Source organism: Arthrobacter ruber, from assembly GCF_002954225.1.
Classification (GTDB): domain Bacteria; phylum Actinomycetota; class Actinomycetes; order Actinomycetales; family Micrococcaceae; genus Arthrobacter_D; species Arthrobacter_D ruber.
In genome coordinates, this window is record NZ_PPTH01000013.1 from 210,517 (window position 1) to 222,830 (window position 12,314).

General features: G+C 70.9%; 12 protein-coding genes. 3 read left to right on the top strand and 9 right to left on the bottom strand.

What is annotated here, in order from left to right:
• Positions 1 to 194: 194 nt before the first annotated feature.
• The 5 genes from CI785_RS04910 to CI785_RS04930 form a co-directional block, all read right to left on the bottom strand.
• Positions 195 to 1,760 (bottom strand): transporter, encoded by a 1,566-nt coding sequence (locus CI785_RS04910; protein ID WP_105030965.1) that lies wholly within the window; start codon positions 1,758 to 1,760, stop codon positions 195 to 197.
• Positions 1,742 to 2,551 (bottom strand): ABC transporter ATP-binding protein, encoded by an 810-nt coding sequence (locus tag CI785_RS04915; RefSeq protein ID WP_240615004.1) that lies wholly within the window; start codon positions 2,549 to 2,551, stop codon positions 1,742 to 1,744. The genes CI785_RS04910 and CI785_RS04915 overlap by 19 nt, the downstream gene beginning before the upstream one ends.
• Positions 2,552 to 2,616: 65 nt before the next feature.
• Positions 2,617 to 3,729, bottom strand: coding sequence for an NADH:flavin oxidoreductase/NADH oxidase (locus CI785_RS04920; RefSeq protein ID WP_105030967.1), 1,113 nt, complete (start codon positions 3,727 to 3,729; stop codon positions 2,617 to 2,619).
• Positions 3,730 to 3,763: 34 nt separating this feature from the next.
• Positions 3,764 to 4,720 (bottom strand): tetratricopeptide repeat protein, encoded by a 957-nt coding sequence (locus tag CI785_RS04925; protein ID WP_105030968.1) that lies wholly within the window; start codon positions 4,718 to 4,720, stop codon positions 3,764 to 3,766.
• 55 nt (positions 4,721 to 4,775) lie between these two features.
• Complete coding sequence (locus CI785_RS04930) at positions 4,776 to 6,599, bottom strand: DUF8094 domain-containing protein (RefSeq protein ID WP_157940163.1); 1,824 nt, start codon at positions 6,597 to 6,599, stop codon at positions 4,776 to 4,778.
• Between the two features lie 292 nt (positions 6,600 to 6,891).
• Here CI785_RS04930 and CI785_RS04935 point away from each other — a divergent pair, with 292 nt between their 5' ends.
• Positions 6,892 to 8,232 carry an AI-2E family transporter gene (locus tag CI785_RS04935; protein ID WP_420808209.1) on the top strand — a complete coding sequence of 447 codons (1,341 nt, stop codon included), beginning with the start codon at positions 6,892 to 6,894 and terminating at the stop codon, positions 8,230 to 8,232.
• A gap of 45 nt (positions 8,233 to 8,277) precedes the next feature.
• On the opposite strand, the gene CI785_RS04940 is transcribed toward CI785_RS04935, so the two are convergent.
• Both CI785_RS04940 and CI785_RS04945 read right to left on the bottom strand, forming a co-directional pair.
• Entirely contained in the window at positions 8,278 to 9,087 is an 810-nt protein-coding gene (locus tag CI785_RS04940) for an alpha/beta hydrolase (RefSeq protein ID WP_105030970.1), read from the bottom strand.
• Between the two features lie 56 nt (positions 9,088 to 9,143).
• Positions 9,144 to 9,470 carry a hypothetical protein gene (locus CI785_RS04945; protein ID WP_105030971.1) on the bottom strand — a complete coding sequence of 109 codons (327 nt, stop codon included), beginning with the start codon at positions 9,468 to 9,470 and terminating at the stop codon, positions 9,144 to 9,146.
• 74 nt (positions 9,471 to 9,544) lie between these two features.
• On the opposite strand from CI785_RS04945, the gene nucS reads away from it, so the two are divergent.
• Together nucS and CI785_RS04955 are read left to right on the top strand one after the other, a co-directional pair.
• Positions 9,545 to 10,240, top strand: a complete 696-nt coding sequence (gene nucS / locus CI785_RS04950; protein ID WP_105030972.1) for an endonuclease NucS — start codon at positions 9,545 to 9,547, stop codon at positions 10,238 to 10,240.
• Between the two features lie 98 nt (positions 10,241 to 10,338).
• On the top strand, positions 10,339 to 11,550 hold the full coding sequence (locus CI785_RS04955) for an N-acetylglucosamine-6-phosphate deacetylase (RefSeq protein ID WP_105030973.1): 1,212 nt from the start codon (positions 10,339 to 10,341) through the stop codon (positions 11,548 to 11,550).
• Between the two features lie 27 nt (positions 11,551 to 11,577).
• Here CI785_RS04955 and CI785_RS04960 read toward each other — a convergent pair whose 3' ends face one another.
• A complete protein-coding gene (locus CI785_RS04960) occupies positions 11,578 to 12,009 on the bottom strand; it encodes a DUF2550 domain-containing protein (protein WP_105030974.1) in 432 nt (143 codons plus the stop codon).
• A 10-nt stretch (positions 12,010 to 12,019) separates the two neighbouring features.
• Positions 12,020 to 12,313, bottom strand: coding sequence for a F0F1 ATP synthase subunit epsilon (locus CI785_RS04965; RefSeq protein WP_105030975.1), 294 nt, complete (start codon positions 12,311 to 12,313; stop codon positions 12,020 to 12,022).
• Position 12,314: the final 1 nt, after the last annotated feature.

Sequence of the window (12,314 nt, forward strand, 5' to 3'; positions counted from 1 at the left end):
TGCCACCGGTTATGCACAGGTGGAATCGGCGACTGCCCACAAACCTGCTCCGGTCTTGCCAGGTCCTCGGACTCGACCTACGGTTCGCCGCGCGCCTTCGACGGGCAGGGGCAACGCCGCGACGAGCCCGGCAACGGGCAGGAACAGCGCCGCGACAAGCCTTCCACCGAAGCGCTCCTCGGGAGACGGACCGGTCAGCGGTTGGCGGATACGGCCAGCAGCAGTTCCGGCGCCCTGCTGTCGTACCACCGGCCACCGACCCGGATGCCCGCCACGAGCAGGACCGCTCCGAGTACCAGTCCGACCAGCAGTGTCAGCCACCCGAATAGCGCATCCCCGGTCACGAAGTAGACGATCGTCAGGACGAGCTCGGGCAGGGCCAGCAGCACCATCACGATCCAGCCGATGAACTGCACGGTGAACATTGTGAAGTTGGTGCCCGGCGGCGTCTTGAAGGCGCTCTCGCCGGGAAGCGGCACGTTGTACGTGTACCGCGCCGATACGAGGCTCGACAGCCCTGCACCGGTCAGCAGCAGGCCGAGCGCCAGTCCCAGCATCACCGGTAGGTCCTCGGGCCGGCCCGTGATCAGCAACGGCACCACCGTGAACACCAGGGTGATGGGCAGGGAGAAGACCAGCAACGCCGCGGCCCGGCCCAGACGGTCGTCGAGACCGCGGACCCCGGTCGACAGGTGGAGGCTGAAGGCCGTGTTGTCGTAGGAGATGTCGGCCGAGATGGACCATGCCAGGAGGAATGCCGTGAGGGGACCGAGGAAGGCGAAGGCCGTACCGGACGCTCCCCCCGAGAAGTACAGCAGCACCGCGACGAAGGGGATCACCACGAGTGAGGCGGAGTAGCGCGGATCGCGGAGCCAGTAGGTCAGGGCCCTCGCAGCTACCGCCCCCGCGGGGGTCGCGGGGAACCGGCCGAACCAGCCGAGGTTGCCACCGGCCCGCTTCGCCACCGCATTGTAGGGAGGTGTGACCAGCGCGTGGGCGAGGGTGCGGCTCCACAGCACGAGGAACAGCACCAGGGTGGCCGCCCCGATCAGGAACCGCAGCAACGCCGCCCCGGGATCACCCATGGCGACGTCCGCCGGCACCGCCCAGAGGGCGCCGAGTGGCGTCCAGGCGAGGACGTCGGCCAGGGATCGCGCGAAGCCTGGCGAGCCCTGGAATCCGGCGGTCACTCCCCCGATGATCGGCCCCAGGAAGATCAGCGGGATGAACGCCACGATGCCGTTGATGTCCTTGAAGCGGCGCGAGCCCGTCAGTGAGGACACCGCCGTCGTGACGAGGCGCGATGCGACGACGCACAGGAGGACGGCGACCAGGGCGCAGACCAGGGCGGCCAGGGCGGCCGCGGGATAACGCATCCATGTGAGCACCTGCGTCAGCGCGGCGATGAGCGTCACGATCCCGGGGATGCCCACGAGGCCTCCCAGCACCAGCCCCGCGAGCAGTTCGTGTCGCGGGATCGCGAAGGTCACGAAGCGTGCGGGGTCGAGCGTCATGTCGATGCCGGCGGCCGCGATGGGGATCACGATCCATCCGAGCACCGTGGCCGAGCCGCCGATCACGAGGACGGTCCGGATCAGCTCGGGGTCCTGGCTGCCGAGCAGCACGAGGCCCACCACGATCAGTCCCAGGACGCCCAGTCCGTACAGCCCGCCGAGGATCACCCCGATGAGCTGCCCGGTGCTCCGCCCGAGCGAATTGCGCAGCAGGAGGATCTTGAGTCTCAGGAGGTGCGCAACCACGTCAGCCCTTCCGAGGTGTTCCGGCCGCCGACGAGCTCGACGAAACGATCCTCGAGCGTGGCGTCGCCCCGGACCTCGTCGACGGTCCCGGCAGCGAGGACGGTGCCCGCCGCGATCACGGCGACGTGGTCGCACATGCGCTGCACGAGGTCCATGACATGGCTGGAGACGATCACCGATCCCCCGGACTGCACGTATCCGGTCAGGATGTCCCGGATGTTCGCCGCCGAGACGGGATCGACGGACTCGAACGGTTCGTCGAGCACCAGCAGCTTGGGGGCGTGGATCAAGGCGGACGCGAGGGCGATCTTCTTCGTCATGCCTGCCGAGTAGTCGACCACGAGCGTGCCGGCGTCATTCGTGAGATCGAGGGCGCGCAGCAGGTCACCCGTGCGCTGGACCACGGTCTCGCGGTCCATGCCGCGCAACAGCCCCGCGTAGGTGACCAGCTGCTCACCCGTGAGGCGGTCGAAGAGCCGGACGCCGTCGGGCAGGATCCCCATCAGCTTCTTGGCCTGCAGTGGCTGCACCCACACGTCCACCCCGTGGACGAGTGCCTGCCCGAAGTCGGGACGCAGCAGGCCCGTGGCCATGGACAGCGTGGTGGTCTTGCCGGCGCCGTTCGGACCGACGAGCCCGTAGAACGAACCCGGCGGGACCTCGAGGCTGACGCCGTCGACGGCGATCTTCTCGCCGAAACGCTTGGCGAGTCCACGGATGCTCAGGGCGGCCGTGCCGGTCCTGGCCTGCGGATTGTCCTCATCGGTCGGCGGTGGCACGAGTGAACTCATGGTGCCACGCTAGCAACGCACGCTTCCGCCACTCGTCATCCCAAAGGAGGAGAAGGAGTGGGCCGTCAGAAACCGCCCGCCCGTTCGTACTGGGGTGCCGGGACGAGGTCGTGGCCGAGCTCGTGGGCGGCCCGCCTCCACCAGTGGGGATCGCGCAGCGCGGCCCGCGCGATGAGGACGACGTCGGCCCGCTCCTCGCGGATCACGGCGTCGGCCTGACCCGGGTCGCTGATGAGCCCGACGGCGCCGGTCGGCACCCCGGAGGAGCGCACCTCCTCGGCCAGCGCCACCTGGTAGCCCGGACCCACGGGGATGGATGCGGCGGGAACGGCACCGCCGGAGGACACATCGATGAAGTCGACGCCCTCCTCCGTCGCGCGCTTGGCGAGTCGCGCGGAGACACTGCCGTCGATGCCGCCCTCGGTCCAGTCGGATGCCGAGATGCGCAGCAGCAGCGGCATGGTGGCCGGGATGACGCGACGGATCTCGCGGATCACCTCGAGCGTCAGGCGGAAGCGGGCCTCCTCCGAACCGCCCCAGCCGTCCGTGCGCGTGTTGACGAGCGGCGACAGGAACTGGTGCAGCAGGTACCCGTGCGCGGCGTGGATCTCCATGGTGTCGAAGCCGGCTTCCACGGCGAGCGCGGCGGCCGCACCGAAGTCGCCGATGACCTTGGCGATGTCCGCCTCCGTCATGGCGCGGGGCGCGGCGTACCGGCCGAAGGCCTCGTCGGTGGGGCCGAGGGTCTGCCAACCGCCCTCCGACCCGGGGACGGAGTCGTGCCTGCCGCTGAACGGCCAGTACGTCGACGCCTTCCGTCCGGCATGTGCCAGCTGCACCGCAGTCTTCGTGCCGACGGCGCTGTGCTCATGGATGAAGTCGTTGATGCGGCGCCAGGCCGCGGCCTGCTCCCGCGTGTAGATGCCGGCGTCGCGCGGGCTGATCATGCCCTCGCGGCTCACGGCGGCGGCCTCGGTGATGATGAGTGCCGCGCCCCCGGTGGCGAACTGGCCGAGGTGCACGAGGTGCCAGTCGGTGGGAACGCCGGCCGCACCGGCAGGATCGCAGGAGTACTGGCACATGGCGGCCACCCATCCCCGGTGCGGCAGGTCCAGGGATCGGAGCGTGATCGGGTCGAAGAGGCCGGGGGTGCCCGACGGGGAGACAGGGGAGGTCATGGGGTCCTTCGGATCGGACGGGCTGGGCGGGTTCCTAGAACAGTGCGCGGGCGAGGGCGCCGCGGGCCTTGGTCACCCGCGGATCGGTGACGCCGACGACGTCGAACAGCTCCAGCAGGCGTTTGCGCGCCGCTTCCCTGTCGTCCCCTGCGGTGCGTGCGATGAACGCGACGATGCGGTTGAACGCGTCCTCCACATGGCCACCCATCAGGTCGAGGTCGGCGACTGCGAGCTGTGCCTCGACGGCGTCGGGTTCGTCGGCGCCCCGCCGGCGGACCTCTGCGGGGTCGGCGTCCTGCACGCGCTCCATGAGTTCCACCTGCGCCAGCCCGGCTTTCGCATCCGCGTCGGCGGGCTGCTCCGCGAGGGCGCGCCGATACGCCGCGACGGCCGTAGCGTAGTCCCCCGCCTCGATGGCGTCGAAGGCCTCCTGGTGCAGCGGCGGCAGAGGTGGCTCCTCCGCGGCGGCCGGGCCGGGCTCCGAGCCGTCGTTGAGCGTGCCTGTCACGCCGTTGGCCTCGGCGACCTTCATGAGCTCGTCCAGGTACGCGCGGATCTGGGGGTCGGGCAGGACGCCCTCGAACAGGGGCACCGGCTGGCCCTTGACGACGGCGACGACGGTCGGCACGCCCTGCGCCTGGAACGCCTGGGCGATCTGCGGCTGGGCCTCGAGGTCCACGTTGGCGAGCAGGATCCGCCCGTCGAACTCCACGGCCGCACCCTCGAGGACGGCGGTGACCTGGTTGGACTGCTCGCTCCACGCGGCCCGGAGGTTCACGATCACGGGCACCTGGGCCGAGAGCTGCACGAGCTGCGGGAACGTCTGCTCCGTCACCTCGACGATGTAGGGACTCGGTGCCGCCGCGGCCTGTCGCGCCGGGGCCGAGCGGGATGCAGCGTCTGCGCGCGCCTTGAGCGCGGACAGGTCCACCGCTCCCCGCAGGTTCATGCTCGACGGCGGCATCCCGCCCCGCTGTGCTGGTGTGGACAATGCTCTGCCTTTCTCTTGCTGCCTGGCTGTCGGAGGCAGGAGTGCGGGGGCCGGGTCAGCGGAGTGCGGCCGCCAGCAACTGCTGCGCGGCGCCGATGACCCGGATCTTATCGTCGCTCCCGGCGGCGGGAACGTACATCATGACGGCCTCGCCGTAGTTGACGTCGATGCCCTTCTCGCTGGAATCCTTCCCCGTCAGCGACTGGTAGACCGTCCCCTTGAGGTCGATGCTGTCTCCGGCGCCCTTCGGGACGCTGGAATAGGTGTGGGTGAGATAGCCGAACACCATCGCGCCACCGTCAGCGGTCGGCAGCGCCTGCGTCCGGGTGCCGTCGGCCGTGTGCGTGAAGGTGATGTCGGCGGCGTTGTTGCCGGGATCGGCGACCACGCCGGCCTGGAAATCGGTGATGGCCTTGGAGAAGGAGTTCTCCTCGAAGATCCCGGACGTGGCGTCGGTCGGCTTCGTCAGGAGGTCGGCGATGGAGGCGACGGCAGCCTGCGGCGCCGTCGTGAGCGCTCCGGCTTCGTCCAGCGGCACAACGCCTCCGGCCCCGGGTGGCGGCGCCGAGGGGAAGGTGCTGCCCGGCAGCATCTGGACCGCCGAGGTGAGCTTGTAGTTCTCGCGCGGGGTCGCCTGCACGAGCAGGAGGGCCTGCGGCACCGGGTTGTCGTCGCCCTGGGTCAGGGCGACGATCGTGCGGGGCCATCCGGCGCCCGCGGGGATCATGTCCAGGAGGACGGGGTCGGCGGCGATCGGAGCGGGCGCCGCGGCCTGGGCGTCCTTGGCCCGCACGGCGTAGGAACCCGTGCGCAGGTCCAGTGCCGCACCGCCGACCCGCTGGGCCAGGCTCTCGGCGTCGGATGCGGCATCGGCCTCGGCGATGGTCGTTGCGACGGAGCCGAGGATGCGCTCGAGCTGGCTTGCGAGGACGACGGGAGGACCACCGGCTTCGCTCCCTGCCGAGGAGGAGGAGGCCGACGCCGTGGCGGAGGGGGACGCGGTGGCAGAAGCCGACGGCGTCGCGGACGAACTGGATGCGGCGGCGGACGGAGATGCGGTGGCAGAGGCCGACGGGGCTGCAGACGGGGACGCGGTGGCAGTGGCCGACGGCGACGTCGTCGCCATCCCCGGAGTGATACCGACGAGTGAACCGGCGCCGATCAGGCCCGCGACGAGCAGGACCGGCCCGGGCGCCGCGATCGAGGACGCTCCGCCCGGCCTCCCGGCGTCGGCGTGGATACGCGCATGGGCCCTGGTGCCTCCGACTGCGTCGGAGTCCCGCTTCGCGCCGCGGCGCGGCGGGACGAGGAGGAGCGCGATGCCGAGGACGACGACGAGCGCTCCACCGATGATGAGCGGCAGGGCGAACGGCGTGGAGGTGTCATTGGGGCGCGTGATGGAGACGTCAGCCGGGGCGGCCGATTCGCCGTCGCCGGCGAGCAGGATGGACAGGTCGCCGTCCGCGGGTTCTTCCCAGCGGTACGTCAGCGCGCCGTCGCCGGGCTCCTCGCTGATCCACAGATCGCTGCCGCGCGGGTCGGGGACGGTGTCCTCGCCGTCGGCGTACTCCGAGGACAGCGTGTCCTCGCTGGCGCCCGTGACGCTCAGGTGGGCGGCGTCTCCCACCCAGGCCTCGACGTCGGAGGACCTCCCGACCGCGAGGACGAAGGGGTCCTCGGCCTCGACCGTCACCTCGACGGGACCGTCGACGGTTCCCAGTGCGCCGGCCTCGATGACCGTGACAGGGGCCGACCGGGACCCCTCGGCGAGGCCGACGGTTACCGTCTCGGCCGGGGCCCAGATGGTCCGCTGGCCGATGCCGAGGAGCATCAGCAGGAGCCCTGCCACGATGATCGTTACTGCTGTCTTTCCTCGCACCGCTCGCCTATCGTCGTCCGTTCCGGCGGACCGCCTGGCCCCGTCCGCTCTGATGGCCCGGCGCATGTCGCGGCGGGCCATCAGGAATAGTCACCCAATGGTAACGAAGTTCCCCCGCCCGGTCGGGCCGGGCGCGGGTGACGCCTCCCGGGAAGAGTGATCAGCCGTGCCTCGGGCACCTCCGGTGGCGCCGTTCGTCAACTCCGTCCTGCGCCCGCCCCCGGCTGTTAGGGTTTCGCTAGTCGCCCCACCCGCCTACCCGCACCGCCCTCTCCGAAAGCAGAGCTCTTCGTTGACAGACCACCAGGAAGTCCCGCTCGACCAGCCGCTCCCGCGGCCCGAGCCACCCGGGACAGGCGAGGAACTGCGACCTCCGGCCGACCCGCCGATCGGCGCCACGGCGCCGTCGACCCTGCGGTCCCTGTTCTCGCTCGCCCGGAAGTCCCTGCCCGCGGCTCAACCGCGGCCGCGGTTCGAGTTCCCGCCCGAGCGCGAACCCGAGCCGGTGACCGTCGACCCGGACGTCTCGCTCGCCGACGAGCGCCTGAAGTTCAGCGGTGCCCACCCGCGGGAATTCAGCGGTACCCACCCGCGGGACGTGAGGGCCCATCCCATCCACTTCGGCTTCATGATGAGCGTGGGCGTGGGCCTCGCCCTGCTGGCCTTCTTCATCATCACCAACGTGGGCCAACTGCTCGTGTGGATCGGGGCGGCCCTGTTCATCGCCCTCGGCCTCGATCCGATCGTCCGGTGGCTCGAGACCAAGGGGGTGCCGCGGCCGGCGGGGATCGCGGTGGCCCTGTCCATCCTCGTGGGCATCGTGGCCGGGTTCTTCGCGCTGCTGATCCCGACCATCGTGAACCAGACGTCGCAGATCGTGGAGCGCGCCCCCGGCTACGCCGCCGATTTCCTGAACTCCGAGTTCTTCACCACGCTCGACCAGCAGTTCCAGGTGCGTGACCGCGTCACCTCGGAGATCGACAAGTTCTTCGCGAACAGCGCCGCGGTCGGTGGCATCTTCGGCGGCGTGCTCGGCGTCGGGACGGTGATCGTCAACGGCCTGTTCGGTTCGCTCGTGATCCTGGTGCTCGCGCTCTACTTCCTCGCGTCGCTGCCGTCGATCAAGAAGTGGGCGTACCGGCTTGCCCCCCGCTCGCGCAGGCCCCGCGTCGAGGTCCTCTCCGAGGAGATCACGCGCAGCGTGGGCATGTACGTCATCGGGCAGGCCTGCGTGGCGCTGCTCAACGGCACCTTCGCGTTCATCGTGATGTCCATCGCCGACGTCCCGTTCTCCGTGCTGCTCGCCTTCGTCGTCGCACTGCTGGCGTTCATCCCGCTCGTGGGAGGCACCATCGCCGCGGTGCTCGTGAGCCTGATCGCCATGACGGTGGGCTGGCACACCGCACTGCTGTTCGCCATCCCCTACGTGGCCTACCTGCAGTTCGAGGCGTACTTCATCTCGCCGCGCATCATGCAGCGTGCCGTCGCGGTCCCCGGTGCGGTCGCGGTGATCGCGGTCATCGCCGGCGGCAGCCTCCTCGGCGTCCTCGGGGCCCTGATCGCCATCCCGACGGCGGCCGCCGTGATGCTGCTCCTCAAGGAGGTCTTCATCGCACGCCAGGACAGCCAGTGACGCTCTCCGGTCTGCGGCCCGGCGGCGGGCCCGTCCTGTCTCCGCTCAGCCGGCGGCGGTAGCGGAGGGCGCGACGGCCGCGGGTCCGGTCCACTGGGAGGGCAGCGGGAGGTCCACCTCTGGACGCACGACGCCGACGATCTCGTTGAGCGCGCGGGCCGCGTACTTCTCCCCCACCCACAGGTGCTTGGCGCCGTCGACCCCGGTCACGTCCGCCTGCGGCACGCGTGCGAACCGCTGCTCGGCGTCCTCGGGCACCAGGTAGTCGTCGAACTCGGGGACGAGCACCTTCAGGGGGAGCCCGCTCGCGCCCCATGCATCGAGGTCGGCGTCGACCGCGCGGTGCAGTGGGGGCGAGAGCAGGATGGCCCCTTCGATGAGCTCGGCCACCGGGTCCTGGGCGCCGTACTTCAGGCAGAGTTCGGTCCCGAAGGACCATCCCACCAGCCAGATGTTCCGGAGCCCCTGGTCCACGGCCCACTGCACGGCCGCCTGCAGGTCCAGGCGCTCCCCGTCGCCGCCGTCGAACACGCCCTCGCTGCAGCCGCGCGGCGAGCACGTGCCGCGCGTGTTGAACCGCAGCACGGCGATGTCCGCCAGGGCCGGCAGCCGGAAGGACGCCTTCCGGTACACGTGCGAGTCCATGAAGCCGCCGTGCGTGGGCAGCGGGTGCAGCGTGACGAGCGTCGCCTCGGGGGTCCGGCCCTCGGGCGCCGCGAACTCCCCTACGAGGGTCAGCCCGTCGGCGGTGTGCAGCTCGATGTCGCGTCGTTCGGCGGGAAGGACCGTCGAGGCGCGGATCTCGATCGCCTCGTCGTTGGGCGTGAACGTGTACTCGGGCGACTCGGTGGGCATGCCACCAGTCTAGGACGGGCGCCCCGCGCCGTGCGGTGCGGGGTGTCCAGGGCGCCTCAGTAGCGGAAGCTCCGGGTCTGCCAGCACCGCACGTGCCAGTGCCGACGGTCGGCGAGGGCCGTCTCGGGACCGAACAGCGAGTCCTCCCGCCACACCACGAGGTGGGCGATGCCGGGCAGGATCGGGGAGTTGCACCCCGGGCAGGTGTAGGTCTTGGCGGCGTTCCGCTCGGTGATGCGCCGCACGGACCACTCGCCGTCGGGCGCCGACTCCCGCAGCGGCAGGCCCACCCGCGTCCTCTCCAGGTCCTGCTCCGGCGACGCGGACCACTTGGTGGGACGCGAGGACCCGCGGGGGCGGTTCGGGCGATTGGATCGGGGCACCCCTCCAGTCTGCCCGATCCCGCGGACCGCCGTGCGGGCGCGTGACCTGCCCGGCGCCGGGTAGAGTTTCCGTCGTGCGTCTTGTCATTGCCCGCTGCTCCGTCGACTACATCGGCCGCCTCCGGGCTCATCTGCCCCTGGCCACCCGGCTCCTCATGGTGAAGTCGGACGGCTCGGTCCTGGTGCACTCCGACGGCGGGTCCTACAAGCCCCTCAACTGGATGAGCCCGCCCGCGACCCTGCGCGTGAGCGAGCCCGACGACGCCGACCGCGCCGAGGGCGTCACCGAGGTGTGGACCGTCCAGCACGGCAAGAGCGACGACAGGCTCGTGATCAGCATCCGGGAGCACCTGCACGAGTCCTCCCACGACCTCGGCGTGGACCCGGGCCTCGTGAAGGACGGCGTGGAGGCCGACCTGCAGCGTCTCCTGGCCGAGCAGATCGAACTCCTCGGAGCCGGTTTCACCCTGATCCGCCGGGAGTACATGACGGCGATCGGCCCGGTCGACATCCTCGCGCGGGACGCCCAGGGCCGCACGGTGGCGATCGAGCTGAAACGCCGCGGGGACATCGACGGCGTGGAGCAGCTCACGCGCTATCTCGAGCTGCTCAACCGCGACCCGATCATGGCCCCGGTGCGCGGCGTCTTCGCCGCCCAGCAGATCAAGCCCCAGGCCCGCGTGCTGGCCACCGACCGCGGGATCGACTGCCTGACGCTCGACTACGACGCCATGCGCGGCGTCGACGACAGCGCCTCGCGCCTCTTCTAGCCGCCCGTCCGGTCTGACATCGTCCGCGACCGGCACCCGATCACCGCCGAATCGCCCCGGCACCGCTCGCCCGGAAGCGGACCGCCTAGAATCGGTCCATGGCCCACTCCAGCGGAACGCCCACTGCCCTGTCGGGACGCCTGGTGACCGACGCCGGCATCATCGAGGACGGCGTGCTCCGCTGGGACGGCACGCGCATCCTCGAGGTCGGGACGGTCGAGGGCGACGCCGCCGCCGAGCGGCTGCCCGAGGGGTACTTCATCCTCCCCGGACTCATCGACCTCCACTGCCACGGCGCGGGCGGGGGCGACTTCACCTCGGGTTCCGCCGCGGACATCGAGGCCGCGGCCCTCCACCTCCACCGCAGCGGTTCGACGACGCTGCTCGCCAGCACGTGTTCGGCGCCCATGGAGGACCTCGAGGCCGCGTTCGGCCGGCTCGCCATGGCGGCCGAAGCAGGGCTGGTCGCAGGCATTCACGCCGAGGGGCCGTTCCTTTCCAAGGAGCGCAGCGGCGCGCACGATCCGGCCTTCCTGCTCCTGCCGACACAGGAGGACGTGGCCCGCCTGGTCGCTGCGGGCCAGGGACACCTGGTATCGATGACGTACGCCCCGGAACTGCCGGGCAGCGACGTCCTGGTCTACGAACTGGTGACGCACGGCGTCATCCCCTCGATCGGGCACACGGACAGCTCCACCGAGGAGGCCACCGCAGCGCTGGACCTCATCAACGAGGAGCTGGCATCCACCGGGTTCGAGGGCTTCAGCGGCAGGCCCACGGCCACGCACCTGTTCAACGCGATGCCGGTCATCCACCACCGCTCCCCCGGTCCCGTCCCCCTGCTCCTGCAACGCGCCCGCGCGGGCGAGATCGCGGTCGAGCTCATCGCCGACGACGTGCACCTGCATCCGGAGACGGTCCGGATGGCCTTCACGATCGCGGGAGCCGAGAACATCTGCCTGGTCAGCGACTCGACGGCAGCGGCGGGACGTCCCTCCGGCACGTACCGGCTAGGGCACCACGAGGTCACCCTGGTGGACGACGCCGCCGTCCTCATCGCCACAGGAGCCCTCGCCGGGGGCGCCGGCAGCCTGCTCGACGTCGTGCGGCGCACGGTGCAGGCCGGTGTCGGCGTGGTCGACGCCGTGCGCGCCGCCACCGCCGTCCCGGCCGGGGTGCTCGGGCTCGCCGACGAGGTGGGCAGCCTCCGCGGCGGGCTCCGTGCCGACGCGCTGGTGCTCTCACCGGATCTCGAGCTGAAGGGCGTCCTCCGCTCCGGGACGTGGATCAGGCCGCTCGAGGTCGGCTAGGGACCGGCAGCACCGCCGGACGCGGGGTCAGCGCCAGGTGCCGATCCCGATGACCGGGCCGGCCTCGATCCAGGAGGAGAGGCCCGCGTAGACGTCGTACTTCATCGCCAGGTCGAAGGGCTCGCCCTCATACGCGAGCTGCACGACGATCGCGCCGGGCTGGATACGCACGCGCTCCGCCTCGGTGGGCGCCCGCCAGCCGGCGACCTCGAGGGAACTGCGGAGGAAACGGAAGCGGGGCACAGGGCTCAGGGAGAGGAGGTCGAGCCACTCGAGGTGCTTGTCCGTGTAACGACAGACCCCCACCCGCCAGCCCTGGGGAGGGAGGCGGATGGAGGCGTCGAAGGTGCCCAGGGCACGGTTGAGCTGGTAGCGGCGCAGGAGGAACGCGATGATCACGAGCACGAGCAGGCCGAAGACGACCGCAAGGCAGATGACCGTCACACCGAGTGCCTCCATGCGGAGAATCCTAGACGGATTCCGGCGTCACCGAACCGCCGACCTTGGCGTTGTCCGCCACGATCACCACGCGGTTGGAGTCGACCGAGAAGAAACCGCCGTCCACGCCCACCACCAGGCGTTCACCGCTGACCGGCTCCACGGAGAGCTCCCCTGCTTCGAGGATGGCCAGGATGGGGGCGTGACCGGGAAGGATCCCGATCTGCCCGTTGGCGGTACGTGCGTTGACCGTGCGCGCCGCGCCCGACCACACGAAGTGGTCGGCCGCGACGATTTCGACCTCGAGTTCGCCGTTCGATGCCATC

What these genes read in the sequence shown, in the direction of transcription:
- CI785_RS04920 (WP_105030967.1), bottom strand. Translation starts at nt 3,729, where the DNA reads ATGACCTCCCCTGTCTCCCCGTCGGGCACCCCCGGCCTCTTCGACCCG.
- CI785_RS04960 (WP_105030974.1), bottom strand. Translation starts at nt 12,009, where the DNA reads ATGGAGGCACTCGGTGTGACGGTCATCTGCCTTGCGGTCGTCTTCGGC.
- CI785_RS04965 (WP_105030975.1), bottom strand. Translation starts at nt 12,313, where the DNA reads ATGGCATCGAACGGCGAACTCGAGGTCGAAATCGTCGCGGCCGACCAC.
- CI785_RS04940 (WP_105030970.1), bottom strand. Translation starts at nt 9,087, where the DNA reads ATGCCCACCGAGTCGCCCGAGTACACGTTCACGCCCAACGACGAGGCG.
- CI785_RS04955 (WP_105030973.1), top strand. Translation starts at nt 10,339, where the DNA reads ATGGCCCACTCCAGCGGAACGCCCACTGCCCTGTCGGGACGCCTGGTG.
- CI785_RS04915 (WP_240615004.1), bottom strand. Translation starts at nt 2,551, where the DNA reads ATGAGTTCACTCGTGCCACCGCCGACCGATGAGGACAATCCGCAGGCC.